Annotated in this window: 25 protein-coding genes and 1 pseudogene; 17 read left to right on the forward strand and 9 right to left on the reverse strand. The window is 32.6% G+C overall.

Translation table 11 applies throughout. The annotated features are described in order from the left end of the window. The first annotated feature begins 27 nt into the window (after nt 1-27). The 9 genes and pseudogenes from ACEVFT_RS02465 to ACEVFT_RS02505 all read left to right on the forward strand — a co-directional run bounded on the left by ACEVFT_RS02465 (nt 28) and on the right by ACEVFT_RS02505 (nt 8,902). Entirely contained in the window at nt 28-789 is a 762-nt protein-coding gene (locus ACEVFT_RS02465) for a hypothetical protein (RefSeq protein WP_393947945.1), read from the forward strand. A gap of 146 nt (nt 790-935) precedes the next feature. Continuing rightward, nucleotides 936-1,502, forward strand: coding sequence for a recombinase family protein (locus ACEVFT_RS02470; RefSeq protein WP_333719991.1), 567 nt, complete (start codon nt 936-938; stop codon nt 1,500-1,502). Nucleotides 1,503-1,876: 374 nt separating this feature from the next. Next, on the forward strand, nt 1,877-2,968 hold the full coding sequence (locus ACEVFT_RS02475; RefSeq protein ID WP_393947947.1) for a GTP pyrophosphokinase: 1,092 nt from the start codon (nt 1,877-1,879) through the stop codon (nt 2,966-2,968). Nucleotides 2,969-3,321: 353 nt separating this feature from the next. Beyond that, nucleotides 3,322-4,611, forward strand: a complete 1,290-nt coding sequence (locus ACEVFT_RS02480; RefSeq protein WP_393947949.1) for a hypothetical protein — start codon at nt 3,322-3,324, stop codon at nt 4,609-4,611. After that, nucleotides 4,598-5,056 (forward strand): three component ABC system middle component, encoded by a 459-nt coding sequence (locus ACEVFT_RS02485; RefSeq protein WP_393947950.1) that lies wholly within the window; start codon nt 4,598-4,600, stop codon nt 5,054-5,056. Before ACEVFT_RS02480 ends, ACEVFT_RS02485 begins: the two co-directional genes overlap by 14 nt. Then, entirely contained in the window at nt 5,053-6,918 is a 1,866-nt protein-coding gene (locus ACEVFT_RS02490; RefSeq protein ID WP_393947951.1) for a DUF3732 domain-containing protein, read from the forward strand. Before ACEVFT_RS02485 ends, ACEVFT_RS02490 begins: the two co-directional genes overlap by 4 nt. A gap of 287 nt (nt 6,919-7,205) precedes the next feature. Beyond that, nucleotides 7,206-7,430 (forward strand): GMP synthase (glutamine-hydrolyzing), encoded by a 225-nt coding sequence (locus ACEVFT_RS02495; RefSeq protein WP_393947953.1) that lies wholly within the window; start codon nt 7,206-7,208, stop codon nt 7,428-7,430. A 204-nt stretch (nt 7,431-7,634) separates the two neighbouring features. After that, a pseudogene (locus tag ACEVFT_RS02500) lies at nt 7,635-8,063 on the forward strand (solute carrier family 23 protein); the annotation flags it as partial. A gap of 431 nt (nt 8,064-8,494) precedes the next feature. Then, nucleotides 8,495-8,902: a helix-turn-helix domain-containing protein gene (locus tag ACEVFT_RS02505; protein ID WP_393947955.1), complete on the forward strand. Its 408-nt coding sequence runs from the start codon at nt 8,495-8,497 to the stop codon at nt 8,900-8,902. Nucleotides 8,903-9,111: 209 nt separating this feature from the next. Here ACEVFT_RS02505 and ACEVFT_RS02510 read toward each other — a convergent pair whose 3' ends face one another. Continuing rightward, nucleotides 9,112-9,741 carry a hypothetical protein gene (locus ACEVFT_RS02510; RefSeq protein ID WP_393947956.1) on the reverse strand — a complete coding sequence of 210 codons (630 nt, stop codon included), beginning with the start codon at nt 9,739-9,741 and terminating at the stop codon, nt 9,112-9,114. A gap of 238 nt (nt 9,742-9,979) precedes the next feature. Here ACEVFT_RS02510 and ACEVFT_RS02515 point away from each other — a divergent pair, with 238 nt between their 5' ends. Together ACEVFT_RS02515 and ACEVFT_RS02520 are read left to right on the forward strand one after the other, a co-directional pair. Further along, the gene (locus ACEVFT_RS02515; protein ID WP_393947957.1) at nt 9,980-11,032 is read left to right on the forward strand and encodes a protein NO VEIN domain-containing protein; all 1,053 of its coding nucleotides are present in this window, start codon (nt 9,980-9,982) and stop codon (nt 11,030-11,032) included. 134 nt (nt 11,033-11,166) lie between these two features. Next, on the forward strand, nt 11,167-11,553 hold the full coding sequence (locus tag ACEVFT_RS02520; protein WP_393947958.1) for a DUF5071 domain-containing protein: 387 nt from the start codon (nt 11,167-11,169) through the stop codon (nt 11,551-11,553). 22 nt (nt 11,554-11,575) lie between these two features. Here the strand turns inward: ACEVFT_RS02520 and ACEVFT_RS02525 are convergent, their stop codons facing one another. After that, the gene (locus ACEVFT_RS02525) at nt 11,576-12,487 is read right to left on the reverse strand and encodes a hypothetical protein (protein ID WP_393947960.1); all 912 of its coding nucleotides are present in this window, start codon (nt 12,485-12,487) and stop codon (nt 11,576-11,578) included. A 212-nt stretch (nt 12,488-12,699) separates the two neighbouring features. On the opposite strand from ACEVFT_RS02525, the gene ACEVFT_RS02530 reads away from it, so the two are divergent. Next, nucleotides 12,700-13,221: a DUF2179 domain-containing protein gene (locus ACEVFT_RS02530; RefSeq protein WP_393947962.1), complete on the forward strand. Its 522-nt coding sequence runs from the start codon at nt 12,700-12,702 to the stop codon at nt 13,219-13,221. Between the two features lie 50 nt (nt 13,222-13,271). On the opposite strand, the gene ACEVFT_RS02535 is transcribed toward ACEVFT_RS02530, so the two are convergent. Then, the gene (locus tag ACEVFT_RS02535; RefSeq protein WP_393947964.1) at nt 13,272-14,561 is read right to left on the reverse strand and encodes a DUF2252 domain-containing protein; all 1,290 of its coding nucleotides are present in this window, start codon (nt 14,559-14,561) and stop codon (nt 13,272-13,274) included. A 181-nt stretch (nt 14,562-14,742) separates the two neighbouring features. On the opposite strand from ACEVFT_RS02535, the gene ACEVFT_RS02540 reads away from it, so the two are divergent. Beyond that, nucleotides 14,743-15,312, forward strand: coding sequence for a YitT family protein (locus tag ACEVFT_RS02540; protein WP_342442259.1), 570 nt, complete (start codon nt 14,743-14,745; stop codon nt 15,310-15,312). Nucleotides 15,313-15,346: 34 nt separating this feature from the next. Here ACEVFT_RS02540 and ACEVFT_RS02545 read toward each other — a convergent pair whose 3' ends face one another. From ACEVFT_RS02545 to ACEVFT_RS02560, 4 genes are all read right to left on the reverse strand, one after another. Next, nucleotides 15,347-16,243 carry a DMT family transporter gene (locus ACEVFT_RS02545; RefSeq protein WP_205446530.1) on the reverse strand — a complete coding sequence of 299 codons (897 nt, stop codon included), beginning with the start codon at nt 16,241-16,243 and terminating at the stop codon, nt 15,347-15,349. A 103-nt stretch (nt 16,244-16,346) separates the two neighbouring features. Further along, nucleotides 16,347-17,507 carry a PucR family transcriptional regulator gene (locus ACEVFT_RS02550; RefSeq protein WP_393947966.1) on the reverse strand — a complete coding sequence of 387 codons (1,161 nt, stop codon included), beginning with the start codon at nt 17,505-17,507 and terminating at the stop codon, nt 16,347-16,349. A 161-nt stretch (nt 17,508-17,668) separates the two neighbouring features. Continuing rightward, a complete protein-coding gene (locus tag ACEVFT_RS02555) occupies nt 17,669-19,087 on the reverse strand; it encodes an amidase (protein ID WP_393947968.1) in 1,419 nt (472 codons plus the stop codon). Further along, nucleotides 19,077-19,262 carry a hypothetical protein gene (locus tag ACEVFT_RS02560; protein ID WP_205446533.1) on the reverse strand — a complete coding sequence of 62 codons (186 nt, stop codon included), beginning with the start codon at nt 19,260-19,262 and terminating at the stop codon, nt 19,077-19,079. The genes ACEVFT_RS02555 and ACEVFT_RS02560 overlap by 11 nt, the downstream gene beginning before the upstream one ends. A gap of 295 nt (nt 19,263-19,557) precedes the next feature. Between ACEVFT_RS02560 and ACEVFT_RS02565 the strand changes: the two genes are divergently transcribed. The 4 genes from ACEVFT_RS02565 (at nt 19,558) to ACEVFT_RS02580 (ending at nt 23,586) form a co-directional block, all read left to right on the forward strand. Then, nucleotides 19,558-20,439, forward strand: a complete 882-nt coding sequence (locus tag ACEVFT_RS02565) for an EAL domain-containing protein (RefSeq protein WP_393947970.1) — start codon at nt 19,558-19,560, stop codon at nt 20,437-20,439. Continuing rightward, nucleotides 20,417-21,367: a GGDEF domain-containing protein gene (locus ACEVFT_RS02570; protein ID WP_205446535.1), complete on the forward strand. Its 951-nt coding sequence runs from the start codon at nt 20,417-20,419 to the stop codon at nt 21,365-21,367. Before ACEVFT_RS02565 ends, ACEVFT_RS02570 begins: the two co-directional genes overlap by 23 nt. A gap of 93 nt (nt 21,368-21,460) precedes the next feature. Then, nucleotides 21,461-21,904: a hypothetical protein gene (locus ACEVFT_RS02575; RefSeq protein WP_393947972.1), complete on the forward strand. Its 444-nt coding sequence runs from the start codon at nt 21,461-21,463 to the stop codon at nt 21,902-21,904. A gap of 287 nt (nt 21,905-22,191) precedes the next feature. Beyond that, on the forward strand, nt 22,192-23,586 hold the full coding sequence (locus tag ACEVFT_RS02580; protein WP_393947974.1) for an L-cystine transporter: 1,395 nt from the start codon (nt 22,192-22,194) through the stop codon (nt 23,584-23,586). Nucleotides 23,587-23,633: 47 nt separating this feature from the next. Here the strand turns inward: ACEVFT_RS02580 and ACEVFT_RS02585 are convergent, their stop codons facing one another. Together ACEVFT_RS02585 and ACEVFT_RS02590 are read right to left on the reverse strand one after the other, a co-directional pair. Next, entirely contained in the window at nt 23,634-23,948 is a 315-nt protein-coding gene (locus tag ACEVFT_RS02585) for a hypothetical protein (RefSeq protein WP_205446538.1), read from the reverse strand. 100 nt (nt 23,949-24,048) lie between these two features. Continuing rightward, nucleotides 24,049-24,588 (reverse strand): SLOG family protein, encoded by a 540-nt coding sequence (locus tag ACEVFT_RS02590; protein WP_393948080.1) that lies wholly within the window; start codon nt 24,586-24,588, stop codon nt 24,049-24,051. Nucleotides 24,589-24,683: the final 95 nt, after the last annotated feature.

The following is a 24,683-nucleotide window of genomic DNA, read 5'->3' on the forward strand; positions in this document are numbered from 1 at the left end:
CATTAAAAATGTTTTGAGGTGGATTGTTTGAATGAAAATTTTAAAAGGCAATACTATTTTAAAGCTTCAATAGTATATCTTTTAGCTTTGTCATATCCAATGTATTCATTAAATAATAAGGTATTTCTATTGGTATTATTTCTAATGATTTTCGTTGGAGTTTTAATTGTTTTAATAATTTTAGACTATAGATTTTATAGAAGGGATTATAATAATCTTGTAGATTGGTTATTTTATAGATTGTCTCCGCCATGGCTTCAACTTTTCGTAATGGCGGTAATATTGTTAATAATTCTAGGTATAGTAGAGCCTACATATTTAAATGAATATCTTCCGTTGATAGTATTTTTTTGTTGGATTATCCCGCTATTAATGGTAACAGCTATTATAAGAAATATATATTCACTAGTCATGAAAATTAGAGAAATGGCAAGTGTGGATGATTTATTTGGTTTTAGAATTGTTTTTTTCTCTTTTATTACTTTAATAGTTGCTTTTTTTGCTCCAGATTTAGCTTTTGGATTAGGATACCAAGTGTTCTTTCTGACTTTTTATAAAATTGATTTGGGATTATGGGATGTATATTATCTGAGTATGATTATTACAAATACGTTACCTGTAGATGAACCTTTTTCGAATTATATAAAAACCATAGGGGAAAATGTGTATATGTCTACTTTTCAAGTATTTAATGTTTTCATTTCAAAGTTGATTAACTGGATAGTGATAGGGCTTATTCTTAATTACTTATTTTTGGTGATTAATAATCGTAGGAACAGTAGGGTGTGAATCTACAAAACCTTCGTTTAATAGACAAATTGAAGGCGGAGCATAAATTAGTGTTTATGCTCTATCTTTTTATTGTTTTTGTCTATAAACTCGTCTAATATAAAAAGTATATAAAACGTATAAGTAAATAGAATAGAGGGATTCATTTGAGTAGAATTATTGGTTATTGTCGTGTAAGTACAGAAGAGCAAAATTTAGATATGCAGGAACGGGCAATTCAAAATTATGCAGAGCAAAAGGGAATGGAACTTGTTTTATATGTAGAGAAAGTGTCGAGCCGTAAGAATGAACGAACAGAATTAATCAATTCAATGAAAGCAGCCACAAAAGGAGATTTATTTGTTGTTTATAAATTAGACCGTTTAGCCAGAAGTACAAAAGAACTGTATGAGCTTACAGACCATTTAAAAGCAAAAGAAGTTGATTTTGTATCTATTAGTGATTCATTTGACACTTCAACACCAACAGGAAAAGCAATGTTTGGAATGTTGGCTGTTTTTGCTGAGTTCGAGCGTGACATTATCCAGCAACGAACAAAAGCTGGGTTAGAAGCTGCTCGTAAACGTGGCAGAGTAGGAGGAAGACCAGCTATTGATGATAAGGTAAAAAAGCATGTAAGAGCATTGTTCGAAGCGGGGGAAAGTGCAACTGATATCGCAAAGGAATACGGAATTGGTAGGGCTACTGTATATAAAATTTTGAATGAATATTAAAGAGAGGAATAATAAGGATTTATAGAATAATGTCAATTATAGGAACTATAATGTGGGAAAGGGAACGTTCTTAGGAGGATTAATTGTGTTGTGAACGGTGCTTATATTACAACTCTTAAAAGTAAAAGGTGGATTATAGAATTTCATTGTGAAGAATTTTGATGAAATTGAGATTGACAATTTATTGAATGATGAAATTTTAGATTTGCAAATCAAATATAGTGTATTTAATGATTTAAATATATTTTTTTAATACAGCCAATTATTTGGTACTGGGTTGCTAAGTATTTTACCCATTAAAAGTAAATGAGATAAAGAGTTTTTTTGTGGTAAAATCACTAAATATAGTTAATGAATTTAAAGGGGTATGTGATATGTCTGTTGTTAACAAGGGAAGCGTGTATGAAGATTTGGAAAAATGGTATGTGCAAGAGAGACCGCTATATGAAAATCTAGCTCATAAAGTTTGTTTATTGATAAAAGATATACTTGATAGTCATGGAATTGAATATCATTCTATTACTTCAAGGGCTAAAGAGGTTGATAGTGTAGTTAATAAAGCTAAATTAAAAAAATATAAGAACCCTAAATCTGATATTCAAGATTTTGCAGGAATAAGAATAATAACATTTGTAAAATCAGATGTGCTCAAAGCTTGTGAATTAATAAAGCCTCAATTTAAAATTGATGAAAAAAATAGTTCTGATAAAGGTGAGGAATTAGGGGAAGATAGAGTAGGTTATCGCTCAGTTCACTATATTGCTAGTTTTAACGACAGTAGGATAAATTTACCTGAGTATAATAGGTTTAATGGTTTATGCTTTGAAATTCAAATTCGTACTTTATTAGAACATGCTTGGGCTGATATTTCTCATGATAGAACATATAAATTTAACAATAATTTAACAAATGAAAATGATATAAGAAGAAGATTTGCTTTGGCTGCTGCAAGTTTAGAGATGGTAGATAGAGAATTTGATAGGTTAGCTAGTGAGATAGAAAAATTCTCTTTACAAGTAGCAAATGATACCTTAGGTGGAGATTTAAATTATGTTATTGATGGAACATCGCTTGTTGCTTATCTAGAAAGTAAATTTGGCGAACAAATTACATATGGAATACCAATGTTGAAGGTGGAAAATAGAGTCTTAGAGGAGTTAAATATAATGGGTTTAACTACTTTAGCTGATTTAGATAAGGTAATTAAAGAACTTGTGGGAGAAGATTTTTATAAATTAGTTGCTGGAGAAGATGATACGTTTATAGGATTATTAAGAAATATATTAATTTTGAAATTTAAGGAAGAATATTTTGAAAATGCTTGGAGAGACGCTTGGAATGAAATTTCAGAAGAAGAAATAGAGTATTTCAATAAATTTGGTTTGGATTATTTAGAGCTTGCAACAAAATTTGGTTTAGAAATGGAGGAAGAAGAAGGATATGAAGAAGACTTTTATCCATTTTAAATATTAAAATACAAATATTGTATTCAATTCAAATTCATGAAGCATGTAAAACTTCCTAGCGGAGAAAATGTTTGGAAGAAAAATCAATTGCTTGTGGCTCTAAGGACTTCTGTTTGTCGGCATAATGTTATGTGAATTGAAATAGGTAGACTACACGCGTAAAAGTGAGCGTATTGGAGTTTCTGGATGTTATAAGACTTGGGATATTGCAAGAGAGTGAACTCTTAGGCAATATCCCTTTTTGTTTCTTATTAGTGGTAGAAAAAGTAAATTGTTAGTTATATATGGGTTATAGTCCTTTTTATTTCTTTTTATAATATAATTGGATAAATAGTGTTGTGAGGTGGAAGGAAATGAGCAATTTAAAAACACATCAGCAAGCAACAGCAGCTGATAATACTGCTATTGGATTTGATTATCAATATTATTATTTCTTATATCTTATTTTAGGGCTAAATGTTGAGGAGAAGATTGGTTTAGAAGTGAAAGATGATATACATATTGAACACCAAGACGGTTCTCAATCACTTATACAGTTAAAGCATTCTGTTCAAACTAATGCAAAAGGTGAAATAATTAATTTAAGAGAAAGTGATATAGATGTATGGAAAACGCTTTATAACTGGACAAAGGTAATTAATGATGTAAATGATAATAGAGGCACAGAGGAAGAGCAATTAAAATTTATTAGTAATACTAATTTCATTTTAGTATCAAATAAATCAGATAATGAAAATAATGATTTTTTGAAAAAATTTAAAGCATATAAAGCTAGATATATAGAAAGTGATGAGCTTATTAATTTCTTAAATGAAAAACATATTTTAGAATGCATTAAAAATAACGAAGGAGCTAAGAATGATGATTTAGTGAAATATTTAAAAGAAGTTTTACAACAATCAGAAGAATGGTCAAAATGTTTTTTTGAAAAATTGGAGTTAATGTTGGATGAAGATGATTTAATCTCCCGAATAAAAATAAGAATTAAAGAAAAAATGATTCCAGAAGAAAAGATAGAATCAGTATATAAAAGTTTAGATAGTAATCTAAGAGAAGATAACTATTTGAATGTTAAATCGGGAGAAAAAATAGAATATACCTTTGATGATTTATATAGAAAGTATAGAAAATGTTTCATTCTAGGTAGAATAAACAGACCAATAATTAATAAGGACAATATAACTTTGCCAGAAAATATTTGTGAACAAAATTTTGTAAAGCAGTTAGAAGATATAGAGATAATTAATCCTGATGATGAGAATTACCAAAGTGTTATTGTTGAAAAAACTATTCTGAAATTAATAGCATTTAATAATTTAGAAAGGTGGAAGCAGCAAGGAGAGTTAGTCACTACTGATATTAAAAGATTTAAAGAGTTAGCTAAGTCTGAATGGAGAAATGGATTTGATAGAATCCATTTCAATTTAATGAAAAAAATAAGAAAAAAAGAAAATATAAATGATGAGGAACTAATGGATTTAGCTGTTGATTGCTATTTTGAGACGCTAAAAATTAAACTTAACATTGATGAATTTGAGTTGGATATCGAATTTAGTAATGGTAAATATCTCTTGATGTCAGATGAGTTGGAAATTGGGTGGATATATGATTGGAAAGAGAGGTATTCAAATGAAAATCAGTAATGATACTTATAATAATGAACTAATAGGAGTAATTTCGATTTTATCCGTTTTAAATGAATTAAAGAAAATTACTATAACCAAAGCCTTGTTAATAATGCCATTTTACTCACATCAACAATCTTTAAAAGTTTTAAAAAATAATAAAGTAAAAATTAGAAGCATAGAAGAATTTATTATTAAATACCCTTCATATTTTTCTAACTATAATGAAAGATTTCACTCATTACTCATAGTATCAATTAATAGCATAATTTTATTAAATAAAATGGGGATTATCACTATCCAAGATAATTACATAGCACTTAATGCAGAAACAGAATTATCTTATGAAGAAAAGGATATAGGAAGGAGAGCTTGTGAAATTCTAAAGGCTAGTAATAAACTGTCAAATATATTGAGAGAAGCAGAAGAAAATTTATATCTACAATTGAGGGTGGAAATATGAGATTTATAATTAAACAATTAACTCTTTGGTTAAAAAATGGTTCAACTAGAAAATTAGAGTTTGCAGTAAATAAGGTAAATATTATAACTGGAGCAAGTGGAACTGGGAAAACAGAAATAATGGCTATTATTGACTATTGTTTTTTCGCATCAGAGGCAAAGATAGCTGAAGAAAAGATAAATGAAAATGTTAATTGGTATGGTATAACTTTTGAAATAAATAAATCAATTTATACAATTGCTAGAAAGAGCTTTATAAATCGAAAGGGCTCTGATGTATATTATTTTTCTCCTATCGGTGAAATACCAGATTTACCTTTTGAAAATAATAATAAGGATAATATAAAAAAGGTCATAGAAAATGAATTTTCAATCAATAAAAATCTGGTTATTCCATACGGAGGAAATCATATTACAGCAGGAGCAAAAGTATCTTTTAAATATTTTCAACTTTTCACAAGTCAATCGGAAAATGTAATTGTTAATAGTGAAGTATATTTTGATAAACAGAATATAGGGAGATATAGGGAAGCACTAGAAAGAATTTTTGATATTGCTTTTAAGATAGATACTGTTGAAAATATGTTAATTCAGGAGAAAATCACTAGTTTAACTAAAGATATCAATAGGCTAGAGAGAAAACAAGCATTAATTGATAATGAAAAAAATCTATTTGAAGATGATATGAAAAGAGATATAAAAAGAGCTAGAGCATTGCAATTAATCTCAGATGATTATATCTTTGTAGAAAACTATTTAGATAGTTTAAAATCAATAACTACAACAATATATAGATCTGATATTAATAAGGAAAAAGAAAAATTAGTAAATGAAAAAAGTAATTTGTTAATAAAAATTAAAAATCTAAATAGATTGGAAAACGAGTATAAAAAGTATATTGAGGTTGAGAAAAATAAATATGATAGTTTAAAACCTATAACGTATATAAGAGAAAATTATTATGATTTGTTGAACTTTCCAGAAACAGCTATGCTTGTACAAACATTAGAAGAAGATTTTAAAATTTTAAAGAAAAAAATTCATTTGAAAAAACCTTTTAATATTAATATAAAAAATGAAATAGAAACTTACATTCTAAAAGTTAAAGAAATTGATGAAATTTTAAGTCAGTATCCTGAAGAAAATATGATTGATAATGATATATATGAAAAGATAGCTTTTATTGGAGAATTAAAATACAAAATTGGTATTTATGAAAATAAAAGGAATGCAGAAGACTACAAAGACCAAATTTATAGTCTAAAAGAACATTTGGAAGGATTAGAAAGTAAAATACTTGATGTAAGCGAAAATAGAGCGTTATTTGTAAACTTGTTAGAGAGTTTAATTCAAAACTATTTAGATGAAGCTGGTGATGCTTTAGGTATATATAAGGGATATAGAGCAGTATTTAATTATGCATCCAAATCACTTGATTTAAGGAAACCTAATTCATTGTCTACTTCTCATGTAGGGAGTAGTTCAAATCATTTGTTTATGCACCTTTGCCTATTTTTAGCTTTACATGAAGCAAGTGTTATTCAGAAATCTGAATATATACCGCAATACTTAATATTAGACCAACCAAGTAGACCATATTATGGTGATGAAAGAGATGTTGATGATGAAGATGGAGTATGGAATAATAGCATAGTTGAAAGCGATAAATATAAAATTCAAAGAGCAATGCAACTACTGAATAATTTTATCGGTAAACTAAATTCTGAATACAAACAAGATTTTCAAATAATATTATTAGAGCATATCCCTAAACAAGTTTGGGATGGATTAGATAATTTTCATTTAGTTGAAGAATTTAGAAATGGGAATGCACTTATCAGAAATAGTGATGAGATGGTATAATATTCAAGAGACCTATGATTTCCTAGTGGGAATCTTTTTAATATAGTATTATGGAGAGCTTTCTATTCCTTGTGTCTCTAAGTACAGTATGCATCGTGAATTGCAAGTAGGTAAACTACAAGCATTGGTATTTTTTGTTAATTAGTATCCTCTGATTCTAAATGCTTCGGAGGATTTTTTCTGTGGAAAAAACTTTTTTATGCATGGGTTGGGTGCAATCACTCATATTTCTTGCCTATTATTTTAAATTAATAACGGGGAGAAAAGCATTTTCCTACTACAATTATGTGACAAATAGTGTGATATTTGGGTCACTATATATTTTGAAAATACTATATGAATACGTAGCCGTCATTCGAGGTACAACAACATCCATCGATAGTATGACTTCTGACTTGGCGCGTATCCGATGTGACGTACTAGAAAAATTCTCTGTACATATTGTAAAAAGTAAACATGTGAACAGAGTACTGTCTGATATTAATACTAAGCCACCAGCGACTATCGAGTGAGGTTGATATTGTATAGTTAGAAGCCATTGTGGCTCTTTTTTCTATGCAATAAATTTTGGTCAAACACTTGCTGAGATATCAATATGTAGTGTATAGTCTTGAGTAAATAGATAGTTGAAAATAGGCGACTATCAAGTTTGTGGGATTAATTAACCCAATCAAGGTTAATTAATTAATGCTTTGAAATTATGAAACAATAATCGTTTCTCACAAAACGTGGGACTTACACGTATGTCAGGTGTTAAAGATCGTAAAGTCATTTACATCACAGGTGGTTTACTAGTAGCACTTGGCTTCTTACCAAAAATCGCAGCGTTAACAACGATTATTCCAACATCCGTACTAGGTGCAGCGATGCTTGCGATGTTCGGAATGGTGATTACACAAGGTATGGGGATGCTTGTACCAGTTATGAACGAATCAGCAGAAAATGCCATGATTGCTGCTGTGGCAGTAAGTTTGGGTGTTGGTGTATCTGTTGTTCCTGGTATTTTTGATGCACTACCAGAAAGTGTTTCTCTTCTAACATCTAACGGTATCGTCTGTGGTTCAGTGACAGCGATTATCCTTAATATTTTATTCAACATGATTGGGCCGAAGCATAAAAAAGACCCGATGCATGGGGAAGTATAAAGAAAAATATTAAAAATCATCTAAGTGCTCCATTTTTAATTAAAACAATATTGTCACCTGCTTTTATCTATTGCTATAGATTTGAGGAGGTGGCATTTTTTTATGCGGAAAAAGGGGTACCTATTGAGGAATGATACAAATGATGATACTGAATCACTTACTCTACAGCAGGCTTATGACTATTTTTATTCGGCTAAAAAGACTGAAAATATTCGAGAAAAAACACTAGTCACGTATATAGAACATTATCGCTTTTTCACAAATTGGTTAGAGATTACTGATTATAACTTAAAAAGTGTTATTTATTGCAAAGTCGTTCGGATAATCGGACGGCTTTTTTATTTATATGTACTATTTCTGACGATACTTGCAAGTGTAATTTTAGGGAGATATTTATTTCCCTTAATAACAGAAAAGAAGGTTGATTTAGTATGCAAAAAATAACACTACAACATGAAATGGTTACTGATTTGGCTAGAGGTGAGGTACACGAAGAAACCTACATCAAAGTAAATGCCAATATTTTAAACAATGGTCTAATCGCAAAGATTGGGGTACAAGAGTTTGCTACACTTATGGCACTTATTTCATACGTCAATGAGAAAGGAGAATGCTGCCCAACACAAAGGCAATTATCCGAACGAATTGGTGTCCATAGAAAAACAGTTAGTAAGTATATAAATAATTTACTTTCTTTAAAAATTAACGATAAACCAATCGTTACAAGAACTATGGAAACAAAGGGGGATGGGGTATTAGATGGTATAAGATTCATTTATAAAAAAAGGTATTCAGTACGTGTCCTTTTTCATGTGAATTATGCAAGTGTCCCTATGTAAGAACATTCTTACACAAACACATGGAAAAGGAGATAACGTATAAATGCTAAGCAAGAAATCTACACATACGGAAATACGCATTATCGATTCGATTATGGGAAGTGGTAAAACAAGCTGGGCTATCCAATACATCAATGAAAAAAATATGTTAAACACTAAAAAATCTGAATTTTTAAGAATTTTTAGTGTTTTATGTCTTATAATTTGTATCACTCTAAATTTGATAATTGAATAAAACCATATTTATTAAAACTATAAGAAACTTCTATAATATTAGGGAAGAGAGCTTTACCGACTGATAAATTACCCAAAACAGTCAGACTATTATTGTTATTTAAGTTAAAGAAATTAGAACTTACTTGTCCCCAATGAGTAAAGCCAGTCATCGTGTAACTTTTAACATTGCTTATATCTTCAATAACCGGTTGTCCTAGATCAGAATCATAAGAAACTGTAACAGTAGAAGTAATAACAATATTCGCAAGTACAGTATCGTTACTTAGAATTTGTTGATATTTAGAAGGTGCCTGAACATCAAAAGAGACAAAAGGTAAATCAACGATCCCTTTTTCTTTAGTGATGATAGGTATGATTTTCTTTCGATATTCTTTCGATACCACCCAATCTTTATCTTTAATTATTTCAATTTCGTCTACCTTAAAAGGTAGTGAATCAGGATATTTTTCTCGTAATTCTTCTCCTATTTTTAAGTATTCTTGGTAATACTGCTCTTTTTGTGCTTGAGATAATCCTTCTGATGCCTTTGAACTTACTTCAGGTGTATTGATTATGCACAATAGTAAAATTAATCCAACAAAAAAACTGGTTTTACGTTTCATTTTTAATTCTCCTTTTCTGTTAAAATTTAGTAACCTTTCAATCTATTTTAAAATAAAGAAACAAATATTTCATTTTTTTAATCCAAAATTCAAAATTTATACTCATGTAGTGTAAAAACTTATAAGTTATGAACTTGCAACGTTAATTTTAAATCGTAGAACATTTGATGGAAATGAATTAAATGTTAGTTACTGGGCATTCCGACTAGGGGATAAGAATGAAAAGAACTTCGAGTCAATGTCTGTGGGAGATTATGTATGTTTTATTACAAGGGATAATGAAGAATACGAAGTGATCGACTCGATAGGTGTACTGAGTGCTAAGTATGTTGATTTAACAATAGGAGAAAAAAATTGGAACGACCCTGATTTTGAATTGATTGTAGAATTTGAAAGTGTCTTTGTGTTAGAAAATAAGTTGCGTTTAACATTCAAACGTGAAAAACTAAATAGCATTTTGCCGAGTGTTCCGAATAGAATCTTCCATAACGGTTATGAAATGTTTAGGCAGTGGATTCTTAACGAACGTATAACACGAACGAAATTAGGTCCGAAGTTAATCGAGGAAGAGGAACTAATCCAAATTATCAAGAATCATTGTGGAGGTACTTACTTAAAAGTGAGGAATGATGGTTCATTAGTAATTAAGGAAAATAAAAGTGAACTAGAAATAGCACAAGTAGATTTAAATTCTTTAGTCGAAGATTTATTTGATAAATTGAATCAAAAAGAGATTGAGTTACCAAATTCCGCTAATGTAATTACTAGAAAGCGGGAAGAGGGAGACGGTAAAAAGTCTTTGAGTTCAAAATCCAATAAGTCGGAAAGAGAAGTGAACTTATTAAGTAAAAAAAATCAAAAGTTACTAGGTTTAATGGGTGAAGAGTACGTATTTAACTTATTGAATGAACGTAATGTTGAATTATTTGCTGAATTAGGTATTAAAAATCCTGATGATATTTTGAGTGTGGAATGGGATAACGATAATTATAAGGAAGACACGGCTAATTTCATTGATAAATCATTAGGACATGATATACGTGTTATTACTAAGTGTAAAACCTTTAAATTAGAAATTAAAACAAGTTTTAATAATGCAGGCTATTATTTTATTTCACGAAATGAACTAAAAGAAATGGCAATATATGCTGAAGATTACTATGTTATAAAAGTCAATTATTTGAGTAATTTAATTAGAGGGAAAGCACCAACGGTAATTCTTGAAAACTTCCCATTAGCAAACATCATTGAAAATTTAAATCGTGTTAAATCCATGGAAGTATTTATATAATTTATGCAAACAATTTCATACTTAAATAAAACATCCAACATCTTGATCATAGGTGTTGGATATTTTTATTTGAAATCAAAAGGAGGGATATTTTTTAAAGATGGCCATGTATAATTAAATAAGGGGAGATGCAGATGGAAAATTTTGAAGATCTTTTGCCAAGACATAAATCTGATAATGTTAGAGTAGAAATGATTAAGAAAATGGAGAGAGATGAAATATTGCCTTTACTGCCTAGCCTCCTTGAATGGGTTCAAGATATGAATTGGCCAGTGGCCCCAAGTGTATTAGAGTTACTTTTAACTTTTCCAGAAGAAATTGTGCCACATGTGCAAGAAGTCTTATCTTCAGATGACGATAACTGGAAATGGTTTATTTTAAACTATTTAGTTATTGAATTACCAGTAGAGTCAAGAGTTCAGTTTAAAGATTATTTAACAAGAGTGGCTGAAACACCTACACAGAATGAACTTGCAGAAGAAGTGAATGAAATTGCAAAAGGAATTTTGGAGACAATCTAAAAAATAGTATGTAGAGAAATATTTAGTTTAGTTTGTTATTATTTTTGTCACGTATAATAATTTCATATGGAATTTCCTCGATGGATAGTTCTTCTCTTTTCAATTCTATTATCTTATCCACATAATCTATTAGCTGCTTTACCTTTTTATTAGATTGCCAAAACCCTTTTGGCTTTTCTAAGTCCGTTTTAATAATAATTTGTAAGGGTTCAGGATGAAATGAATAGGCGAATCCACTATATTCTTTGAATTCTTTTTTAGTTTCATCTCTTATTGCACTAAATACAGGTTGCCATTCTTGGTCTTTGATTTTACTTTTGCTTTTTTCTTTAATAAAAACCTTAAAGTTCATGCTGGTATTAGAATAAACTGAATTGGCGATAAGCTTTTCTATTTCATTCTTATTTATCAATTCCCCGTTCGTTACCTCAATAATGATTCCCTTACTTGGGTCAATAGTTAATGAATAATGGGTTTTATCATAACCATTCGCTTTTAATAAATCTAAGGTTATTTTTAGTACTTCATTTAGCTTACCATGTTCCTCACTTAATTCGTAATTATCTAATATAATGTAATCCACTTTGAAGTTATTGAAATCCGTCTCTTTTGCAATATTTAAGACGATATTTTCAATAGTACTCTTATTCCTTTCTATAAAATCCTTATCTTTAGCTTGAATAGTAAATACACGGTCATCATGGGTAAAACCAAATCCTATTTGATCGAATCCATTTTTATTAAACTCCTGGGAAATTTTTCTTAATACCTCGTTTATCTTTTCATTTTCCTTTTTAGTTTCCTCCATGCTTTTAATTAAAGTCATTTCCAATTTTTCTTCAGAATGAGCAGACCTTGATTTATCTAGATTTGTCGTTATGACAATGGCTGTAATTGTAGTGGCAGTAATAAAACCAATTAAGGTTTTTTTCATAATAGTCACCCCCTTAAGTAAAATGGTATGTTTTTAACTATTGATTATGATATTAGTTGAAATTTGTTTTTTTAAAAGAACTATAGATAGTCATATGGGATGTTTAACATTAGATTAAAGGGGAATTTAAAAATAGAATTGTTGAAATAGCATGTAACTCTCTCTTTCAACATATACTTATATAAAACTACTCTCAGAAAGGTCTAGTACAAATGCAAAGTATCGTTTTAATTTTAATCCTACAATTAGTATATGTACCTTTTTTAACATTACGAACAATATTTTTGGTAAAGAATATCACATTCCTTGCAGCGATATTTGGTATGCTGGAGATGTTGGTGTATGTATTTGGCCTTTCACTCGTTTTCAGTGGGAAGCAAAGCATGTTATCTATGGTTGTCTATGCAGTTGGGTTTGGATTAGGTATATTTTTAGGAGCAAAAATAGAACGAAAGCTAGCGATAGGCTATGTTTATACAACCATTAATACGCAAAATAAGAATGAAGAGCTTGTGAAATTTCTTCGTAATGAAGGATTTGCCGTCACGATTTATATCGGAGAAGGGCGAGATAGTAACCGCTATAAATATGAAATCTTAACGAAGAGGAATCGTGAAGGGGAGCTCTTTCAAATAGTAGAGCAATACGAGCCGAATGCGTTTATTATCTCGTATGAGCCTAAGTCATTTAAAGGCGGCTTTTTACTTGCTCGTATGAAAGCCAAGCAAAAATAATATTCAATATGAAAGGACCCTCGCTAAAAGCGAAGGTCCTTTTTTACATATTACATAAATTTTGTTTCAACCCAATTTTTAAATAAGTCAAAGTCTGTATAGACGGTTTCTTTGTAGCTCATTGCTTGTAAAATTGTATGTTCTATAAATACATTTCGTTCTTTGCCGATTGCTTTTAAAATCTCCTCCTCGCTGTGATAGGTAAAAACATGAGAATAATCGATATCAGCTCGGGCATGTATTTTAGCAGCAATTTGTCCCATAAGTGATGTTGTTGTAAAGTAATCCTCTACATCCTTATAGTTTTTAGGCTTAATCTTCTTTTTATAGGGAGAACGTTCTCGAATATAAAATTCCTGTCCATTTATCGTGATAAAGGCTAAATGTGGGTCCTCTAAATGGTGCATGGCTTTTTGAGTTCCAACTACTCGTGCTCCCTGGTGCTCATAGTGATCCCAAAATAGATCCTGATAAGGGAGGAAGTAGGCAGGAATGGCTGTGCGTACCTCTTTCATTTCTAACACTAAATCATCGACACCTGATGCACTCTTTTCGTCTTCTACTAAGATATAATAACGTTTTAAACCGATAGAAGCTGTTCCAGAGCCATATTTATAAGCTATGTCTCGAATTTTATATGTAGAAAGTGCGTTTGAAATGGCACTGTATTCCTCAGCAGTGACTGGTTGAATTTCTTCATTCCATAAGAAAGCACGTTCGCCATCTTCATTGAGATACGTAATATCCTGTAAAAGGTAAGATTGTTGGCGTTTCTCAAGCTTTTTCAATAACCTCTTTGCTGGTCCCTTTGTATTGTCTCTTGTAAAAATCAGTGTTAGAGGATCATCCAGTTTACGCTCAAATCGTTTTAGCTGATCAATATAACTGTTAAGAAAATGCTGAATAGCCGTTTCCTGGGTTGCCTTATGTAAGCCTTGTTCCTCTAAATAGAGCGCAATACTAACACTCATTCTAACAATATCGTATAAATAAGAGCCTACATAGCCCTCATCGAAATCATTGACATCAAAAACAATCGAACCTGCTTCATTTTGAAAAGCACCGAAGTTATCCATATGCATGTCACCTTGAATCCAAGTCGGTTTTCTATCAGGAGTATGGAAGATTGAGGCGGATTTTGTCATATCAAAATAAAATAGATAGGCACTTCCGCGGAAAAAGCGAAATGGGCTTTCAAGCATTTTACGGTATTTCTCCAAGCGCTGTACCTCTGTTAAACGCATTCGTTGAACATCAAACTCTTCAAAGATTGTTTCTAATTGTTCTTGTCTTAAAAAAGTTCTAGTATGTTTCACTTGCTCCAATAAAGCATGCTCCATATTATAATCCCCTTTGTTAATTTAAAATTTACCTGTATATACGGAAATAAATTGAATAAGTTTCGAAGAAATTTAGCAAATGTACTCGATAAAATTGGCTAATCATCTAAGGTTATTTCATAACATGTTCGATAACCTATTTTCATACTATAAGACATGCATAGACACGGAGGGGGGTTGTATGTATTTCTTTACAAAAAGTCTTGTCATTATAATAGGAAGTATTTCATTGTCGTTAGGAATAAACTTATTTTTAACGCCATATGAAATTTTAGATGGGGGAGTAGTAGGGTTAGCGCTAATATTACACTATTTATATAAACTCAAAATTGGTTTAATGATTATTATCATTAGTATTCCGATTTTTATTATCGCTTGGTTTAAATATAAAACCTATTTTTATAATAGTATACACGGTTTAATAACGTCTTCCTTCATTATCGATTTGTTAAAGCCTGTCCGCAATCTTGTGCAAATTGACGCGCTTTATAGTGCCATTCTTGGAGGAATACTTGTAGGCTTTGGCATTGGTCTAATGCTGCGTTTTCAGACAAGCACAGGGGGGACAGACTTAATCGCGCAATTTATCTGTGATAAAACGGGTATCAATGTTGGGATCTTAATATTTTTTATTGATTCCATCGTAATTATTATAGGCGGCTTCCTCCTATCTACCTCGACCTTTCTATTATCCATTATTACAGTGCTAGTAGTGGGTATTACGACAAGCATTATTACTAGTCGAGTTTAATAAACGTAAAAAATAGTTCCAGTATAAACTGAAACTATTTGGGGGTCTGATTATCGAGTGCTTTCAGTAGCTTCTTTTTTGGATGTGCGGGTTTCACTTCGGCAATTAGTATAGCCAGTAAAATAAGTACTGCGCCTACGACCATACGGCTTGTTAGCAATTCATGCAAGAAGATAACGGATAGAGCCATGCCGAAAAAAGATTCAGTTGATAGTATGATTGCAGCCTTTGTGGCAGTTGTATATTGATTGGCCACATTCTGGAAAAGATAAGCTATTGTTGTAGAAAAAATCCCTAGATAAACAAGAGAATAGATTGCTTCTTTTTCAAGGGACGTAGGAATATCGCCTTGGCTAATAACAACTAGAACACCTATTAGGGATGCTGTGAGAAACTGAATAATGGTTAGAGCAATGGCATCTTCCTTTTGAACAAAAAGGTTTGTACAAAAGATATCAAAGGCAAAAGCAACCGCACAAGCTAATGATAGGGCATCACCTATATTCATTGTTAATGAGCCTTGTAATGATAAAAAGCCAATACCGACAATCGCTATTATCGACCCAATGATTTCGTAACCATCGATACGACGTTTATAAACGGCATACGCTATTAAAGGGACAATAATAACATTTACTGCGGTTAAAAAGGCATTTTTAGATGGTGTTGTATATTGAAGTCCGACTGTTTGAAGGGCAAACGCTATATACAAAATCGTACCTAATAAAGCTCCCTTCCAAACCACTGATTTCGAAGCCTTTCTTAAGCGGGAGCCAAATAAAACGGTTAATATAATTGAAGCTAATAAAAATCTACCAGCCATTACTTGATAAGCTGTTAAATATTCTAAGGCAATGGCCGTTACAACAAACCCACTACCCCACACGATTGCAGTCACTAATAGCATGCCATCAGCTATGTAAGTTTTCATGTTTTCTTCCTCCTAACTTCAATAGAATAGCATAAGAGGGAAGAAAAGAATTTGATTTTATTTCTAAATATTCAGGCGTTTTTTTGTACTTATTCCAAAGCAATTAGTCACTGTTCATTTTGCTATGTAATAAGTACAATTTAACGGCTGCAGCTAGGCGTTCATAAAAAACATAATCATTATCTATGGGTGCTACTAGCTGACGGATTTTAGCCATGCGATAGCGGATTGTATTTGGATGACAGAATTGTGCCACAGCAACTTCCTTAATATTTCCTTTATTAATGATATAGGTTATGGCGGTTTCCATTAAATCTGGATCAGCCTTATCATCAAGTAAAGGGGCTAAAAAGGAGGTAACATAGTCCATTGCGAATGTTGCATCTTTACGGTACAACTCGATTAATAAACAATCGGATGCGAGATTCTTATAATGACAGCTAGGTAGCATATCGATTCCAGCGAAAATATTGGCAAAAAAAGCTTCGCGTAATGCCATTGGGAATCCTGTCTGGGTATCATAGCAACTGCTATAACCGAACGTGAATGTATCAGTAGAAATGGCATATAATGTTAGCCATTCATGTAACACCCTTTCAAATTGGAACTGCTGAGATGGATTTGTCATGATGATAAAAAGGCTTTGTTTATAGGAACAAATCAGACCTGATTTTAATAGTGGCTCCAACGAATAAAAGGACTGCATCCAGCTTTGATGGATTGTATCACTTGCTCGTAAATTTGCTATAAATACATATCTCTCAAAGGGCTTATTGAGCTGTTGTAAAATGGATTTGATTTGCTCCTGTGTTACATCTTCCTCCATTAATCTTCGTAAGATCGTCTCTAAAAAGTAGGAATAATCCTGTGTCTTAGCATAGGCCATCGTTTCTAAAATGATTTTTTCAAAAAACTCATCTCCACCAAAGCGCAATATAGGGAAATTTTGCTGCTCCGCATACGACAAAACTTCTTCAGGTAATTCCTTGAAAATAACAGGCTTATAAGCTAAAGCACTCGCCCCAAGCTCAATTAGATTTTTAACAGCATTTAATAAATACTCAGGCTCTTGCTTTGCAAATAATAAACTACTTAACACAACACTGTTAGGTGTAAAGACAGTATCTCTGACATGGTGTATATCAGGTGAAAATTCAAAATCTAAAATCTCTACATTTTGAACAGCTTTATGTAAGCCGTTGTGACCAGCAACAACAGTGAAATCTTTTGTAATAGGTAGTTGTAAAAAAATTTCCACATTCATGAGTGCATCATTGCCTTTCCTGTAGTAAGCTTCTAGTTTCTATTATAAAATTACTTGTTCATAAAAAACCATTAGTATTAATGCCAATGGGTATCCACCACAAAAAAATCTGCTCATTCAGCGGTATACCGTGAAGTGAGCAGATTTCCAGCACTTATCGTTTAGATATTAGCAAAAATATTTGGTTTTCTATTTCTCTGTGGATTTGTTTGCTCAACTGCATACCCTACATTTAAAATGCGTCCTTCTTTAAAGGCTGGACCAATAATTTGTAGACCTATTGGTAAGTTTCCTTTAAAGCCACAAGGAACCGAAAGGGCAGGTAAGCCTGTTAAGTTGCTAGGGCCTGTAAAGCGGATAATATTATCAATTAAATCTACTTTTTGACCGTTTAACTCTGCAAAATCATCCCCAATTGTACTAGCTACAACAGGTAGGGTAGGGGTAATGAGCACATCTACCACATTAAAAATCTCTGTAAACTCCTGCTTGATTTGACGACGTACCTGTTGAGCCTGCAAGTAATCGACGGCAGAAGGCAATTCGCCAAGCTCAAATAGTAGGCGAATATCGTCACCAAAATCTTGTGGTCTCTTTTGTAAATCTGAATGGTGTATAGCTGCTGCCTCTGAAAGGGACGTCACAAGCTCTGCCCATTCTGCATATTGTAGGGAAGGAATACGTACTACTTCCACTTTTGCTCCTTGGTCTACTAAGCTTTGAATACTTGCTCGAACAGCCTTTTCTACATCAGCATCAACATTTTTAAAGAAATATTCTTCATTGATACCAATCACTAAATCCTTGCTATTGCCAGTAAGCTGCTGCACGTAGTTGTCTGTTGGAACATCAATGCAAGTAGGGTCTCGATGATCAAAACCAGCAATGACTTCAAGCAAGCCCGCTGCATCTTTGACTGTCTTAGTCATTGGGCCAATATGATCTAAGCTCCAAGCGAGTGGGTAACAGCCATATTTACTTACACGACCGTGTGTAGGTTTCAAACCAACAATGCCACAAGCAGAGGATGGAATTCGAATGGAGCCTGCTGTATCCGTACCTAGTGAAGCAACACTTGCGCCAGCCGCAACAGCCGCCCCTGAGCCTCCGCTTGAACCTCCAGGAATTTTCTCTAAATCCCATGGGTTGCGAACAGGGCCGTAATGAGGGTTATTATTGGTAATTCCCCAAGCATACTCATGCATGCTTAATTTCCCAGTGAAAATAACACCAGCGTCACGAAGCTTTTCAACCACTGTCGCATCATAATCAGAAACGAAGTCTTTATGAATTTTTGAGGACATCGTTGTTATTTTATCTTTAAAATACAAGTTGTCCTTTAAGGCCATAGGTATTCCATGATACATACCTTTATAATGACCTTGGAGAATCTCCTGTTCAACTTCTTTTGCCTTTGCTAATGCTTCTTCCCGATAGAAAGCCATATAGGAATTAATTTTAGGCTGACTTTCCTCAGCAAAATCTAAAATAGCTTTCGTTAATTCCACGGGAGATAGCGTCTTTGATGCAAGTAAAGGTGCCAATTCTTCAACAGATTTTAAATGTAAATCAGTTGTCAATGTGATCACCTCCAGGAATACTACGTACGGCGATATCTGCATCATCAATCGCAATACCTTCTAAATTGCTACGAAGTGACTGCATACCTTCCCAGCGTGTTAATAATAGTTCAAGGTGTTCAGGTTTCGGTGTAATTCCTTTGTTCTCCAATAATTGTTGAATAGACAAGCTCATTAACAGGATCCTCCCTTGAATAATTTTTATCTAAATAGGTTTCCCTATTAAGATCGATACAGTAAAAACGCAAAAAAATATAATAGGTAATATAAACCTATTATTACAATCATACACTAATAATAACTTATATCAAATAAATTATTTGTAATCGTTTTAATATTAAGAAATATTTACTAGACAAGTATTTTATTAAATCCTATTGCTGGAACTGGCTCTTTTTACATACGATTCACAGTCTGTTTACAATCAAAGCGTACAATGAACCATAATAACCAATTGAAGAGGTGCGAGAATGGAGTCTGCTGTGGGCCAAAGCATAAAAACGAGTAATATATTTTCTTTTATAAAATATTTATATGGGCAACATCAAAACAATACGTTATTTATGAAACGTTTAAAAGCATTGAAACAAATTATTCAGCATAATGATTTACATACATACTTTCAACCGATTGTAGATTTACAATCAAAGCAAACAATGGGATTTGAAGCATTAAATCGACCAATACCTTCAACATTATTTAATAGTGTAGATCAGTTTTATGAGTTTGTAGGACAAACAGATTGCGTGTTTTTATTTGAATGTTTTTGTAGAAATCTTTCCTTACAACGTTTCAAGGAACGCTTACACAAAGATTTGGCGAATAAAAACTTTTTAGTATTTCTTAATATACATCCGAATGTTTTATTAGATAAAAAATACCACAGTGGAGAAACGCTACAATTACTAAAGGAGCTTGGTATTAAACCTCAGCAAGTCGTTTTTGAACTAACTGAACGAAGTGCTGTAATAGATTTTGTGGAGTTTGAACGTGTATTATCACATTATCGATCACAGGGCTATCGCATTGCAGTAGATGATGTAGGGTCAGGCTATAATAGTTTGAAGACGCTCATCTATTTAAAGCCAGAATTCATTAAACTAGACCGTTCATTGATTCAATTCATTGACCAAAATAGTGAGCAACAGCAGCTCGTCACATTGTTAATGAAATATGCTGAACAGGTCAATACTAAAATCATCGCTGAAGGGATTGAACGGCAGGAGGAGCTTGATTATTTACATCGTATTGGCATTCATTATGCACAGGGTTATGCGATAGGAAAGCCCGCAAAAGAAATACATATGGGGAAAATAAGGGTGGGTGACCATGAAGATAGGGGAAGTCATTGAGAAAGTTCCGTGTATTGATGAATTTGTGAAAAATAAAGACGTAGATGTACTTTTTACGAGTAATCCATCATTGCGTAGCGTTGTTGTCGTGCGTGATGAAAAGCCAATTGGACATATTACACGCACACATTTCTATCAAAAAATTGGTACTCGGTATGGCTATCATTTATTAATGGGACGACAAAATCAACTGATGATGAAGAAAAATCCTTTAATCGTTGATCGTAATACACCAATCACAGAGGTTAGTACATTAGCTATGGCTAGACCTCCTGAGGATTTATATGATGATGTCATCGTCACGAAAAACAATCTATATTATGGCATGGTCAGTATTCGAGAGTTATTGTTAAAGCTTGTAGATACACAGGTAGCCATTGCAAGCTTCCTAAATCCATTAAGTAGTCTTCCTGGCAATAAATTAATCGATGAAAAGTTAGAGGAAGCATTACAGCTATCACAATATAGTTTGATCTATTTTGATTTAGATCATTTTAAATCCTACAATGACACATATGGCTTTAATAAAGGGGATAAAATTTTACGGTATTTAACAGATATACTTAAAAGACATATATGTGGGGTGGAAGATTTTTTAGGACATATTGGTGGAGATGATTTTGTGGCCATTCTGCCGTATTACGAGGTAGAAAAGATATGTCAAAAGATCATAGATGACTTTGATGCCAACATACTTAGTTTTTATGAGTTAGAGGATTTAGCATATGTTCAGGTAGCTAATAGATCTGGCGAACTGGAACCTTTAACATGCACATCCTTATCCATTGCCGTAATTACGAATGAGTATCAGTATTTTGACTCTGTCGAACAATTGTCCAATGCAGTCACGCATGTGAAAAAGCAGTGTAAAAAAATCGCAGGCAGCTGTTACCTCATTAATAAACAACAAACCTACTTTGTCCATTAACATAGTGCTTAATGCTAGATTGCTGGAGCTAATATGTAAAATATATGAAAATTTAAATGAAATTGATATATTTTTTGTTTAAAGGGGAATTAGATGGATTCAAGAAGATTGCACATTTGGCAACCTGTCACTTGCTTAGAAAGAGCCCAAATCCTTAATGCTACATTAAATTATACAGATTTAGGACTATGCTTAACATTAATCGATCGAAACAATACAGAAGTTGATATTATCTATGATAAAATGTCTCCAATTCAAGATTATGTTTGGTCTTTCCGCTATACTGGAGAAATTCCACGATCTGATTTAGTAGACAAAGTCACTGAAGCCTTGACCCAGGAACAACCTATAAATTCTTCTGCAGAATGGTTTTATAAAATGAGCAATTCAGATTATATAGATTGGTTTGACCAACTCCCGTGGATTGGAAGCAAAGAAATTCCGACCGTTGAACATCATATCTACTGCTATAATGACGGTGTGTTTGACATCATTAGTGACTACGAACCAAGATTTGTAATTAGAAATAAAGCTTAAAAAGGCTGCCCTTAGACTGTTGGTTTTTAACAGTCTAGGGGCAGTTAATCGTTTGTCACCAAATGTAGTGGCATTGATTAAACTAGCTATATATTTACAAACATTCTTTTCTAAGATTATTCCTGTACCAGAGGATGATTGTTACGCCATTTTTCGGGGTATAATCCTTAGCAAGAAAGCATTTTGTTATAGGAATTTATTAATCTTAATAAAACATACTTGAATTATAGGGATTATGGGTATATAATTCGATTACATTATTATAAAACATCTTAGGAGGCATTCCATTGTCGAATTTACAAATCATTCTTAACGTAGCAGTGTTGCTTGTGTTCGTTGGAATTTTATATGTTATGAATAAAAAGCACGTTAAGTTTTCTAATCGTGTTTTTGCCGGCTTAGGCTTAGGGATTGTACTTGGTCTTGGACTTCATTTTATTTATGGTCTTGATTCTGAAGTATTAGCCAAAACAACATCTTGGTACAATATTATCGGTACTGGGTATGTGAAACTGCTCCAAATGGTAGCAATGCCATTAGTATTTATCTCCATTTTAATTGCTTTTACAAAAATGAAGATTGGCAAAAATTTCGGGAAAATGGCAGCACTTATTTTAGCCATTTTAATCGGTACAACAGCAGTTTCAGCAGCTGTAGGTATTTTTTCTGCAACAGTCTTTGATTTAGATGCAACACAAATTTTACAAGGTGATGCAGAAACTGCACGAGGTCAATACCTTGAAGAAAAAACTACGGGCTTAGCAGCTCCTGATCTACCAACACAAATTATTGAGTTATTCCCAGCAAATCCGTTCCTTGATTTAACGGGTGCTCGTTCTACGTCAACAATTGCGGTTGTCATTTTCTCAGCATTCCTTGGTTTTGCTTATTTACGTGTGGCACGCAAGGATGAGGGAACAGCAGCTACAATTAAAAAAGGTTTAGATGCCATCTATGCCCTAGTAATGGGTGTTGTAACAATTGTATTACGCTTAACGCCATACGGAATTCTAGCGATTATGGCTCGTACTGTAGCAACATCAGATTTTGGAGCTATCTACAATTTAGGTAAGTTTGTCATTGCTTCTTATGTAGCACTATTTATTGTTTTAATCGTACACTTATTAATCATTACATTAAGTGGTTTAAATCCATTTACGTATTTGAAAAAATCAGCAGAAACATTATTATTCGCCTTTACATCTCGTTCTAGTGCGGGTACTTTACCGATGAATATTAAAACGCAAACAGGTCGTCTTGGGGTATCTGAGGGGATTGCAAACTTCTCAGGCTCATTCGGATTATCAATCGGTCAAAATGGTTGTGCAGGTGTATATCCTGCGATGTTAGCCATCATGATCGCACCAACAGTTGGCATTAATCCACTTGACCCTGTGTTTATTATTACAGTTATCGCAGTAGTAGCGGTTAGCTCGTTTGGTGTAGCAGGTGTTGGTGGTGGTGCAACATTTGCAGCTATCCTTGTATTATCCGCACTTGATTTACCGATTGCTCTAGCAGGTGTATTAATCTCTGTTGAGCCTTTAATTGATATGGGTCGTACAGCGTTAAATGTAAGTGGTTCAATGACAGCTGGTGTTACAACAGCGCGTATTACTAAAGAATTAGATACAGAAATGTATAATAATAAAGAATTAGGTGCTCAAGTAGCAGACCTATAAGATCAACGAAGCCCCTTTAAAGGTAAAACTTTAAAGGGGCTTTAGCTTTATACGATTTTTACATAAAAATCTTTACCGTTGATTAATTCGGATATCTCAATATTAAAATTTTGTTTATAGTAATCATAAATATTGTAGGCTAAACCGGAGTGTCCATTCAAATAGGTTCCCTTTTTAATCTCTTTACGTGGATTATGGAAATCAAAATATAAGCGTGAATCATGACTCATTGCGTTTAAAATAGCAAGAAATTCTTGTTCTTCAATATGAATTCCCCGTGTATACCGACATTCTCTACGATACGTATCATGTGATACATTTACGGGAGAAGCTTCAAGAATCATTTCAATATGTTTATTCAAATGATGACAGCTCCTTTCAAATTATAGGTAAAAACCATAAGAACAATCAGCTTTTATTAATTCTAGTATATAATTGTCAGAAAATTATATCAATATTTTTCTACAAGTCTTGCTGTTGAATTTCTTCTGCTACTAGTTGTAAGTCATAGGCGGTTACTATTAAAAGAGCATACTCATGGGATTCCATATATTTTTCTGCAAGCCGTTTGATATACTTCGGAGAACCCTCATTTTCTTCATCGTAAATTAATAAAAGTCCATCTGTATTTTGAATAATAAATTTGTCCTTCTCAATAAATTGCCATGGTGCTTCATACGGTTTTTTGGTCACACTTGTGACAAAATCAGCTTGAGCAATTAATGCTTGATACTTTTCTTTTTTATGATCTTGCCAATTTTTCTCTTGCTCTAAAAAGGGTGTTATGATGGCGTATTTTAAATGCGGGAATTCTTTTTTTAGCATTAAAACAACTTCAGCACTCCAAGATTCTACGCCCTGCTGACCGCTGATAATAACCCATTCGAGTCCTTCATCAAGCAGTGTACGTAGACGAGCTTCCAGTGCTTTTTTTATGATGACAATGCCGGGATGTTTATCATTAAAGATACCAAGCTCATGTGGTTTATAGCCAGTAATCATAATACGCTGTAACAACAAAATACCCCCTAAGCTGTTTAGTTGTACTACTAGTATACAGTAAGGGGGCAAATGAAAACGATATTGTTTATGAAAAG

The organism is Lysinibacillus sp. PWR01, from assembly GCF_043359455.1.
Classification (GTDB): Bacteria; Bacillota; Bacilli; order Bacillales_A; family Planococcaceae; genus Lysinibacillus; species Lysinibacillus fusiformis_F.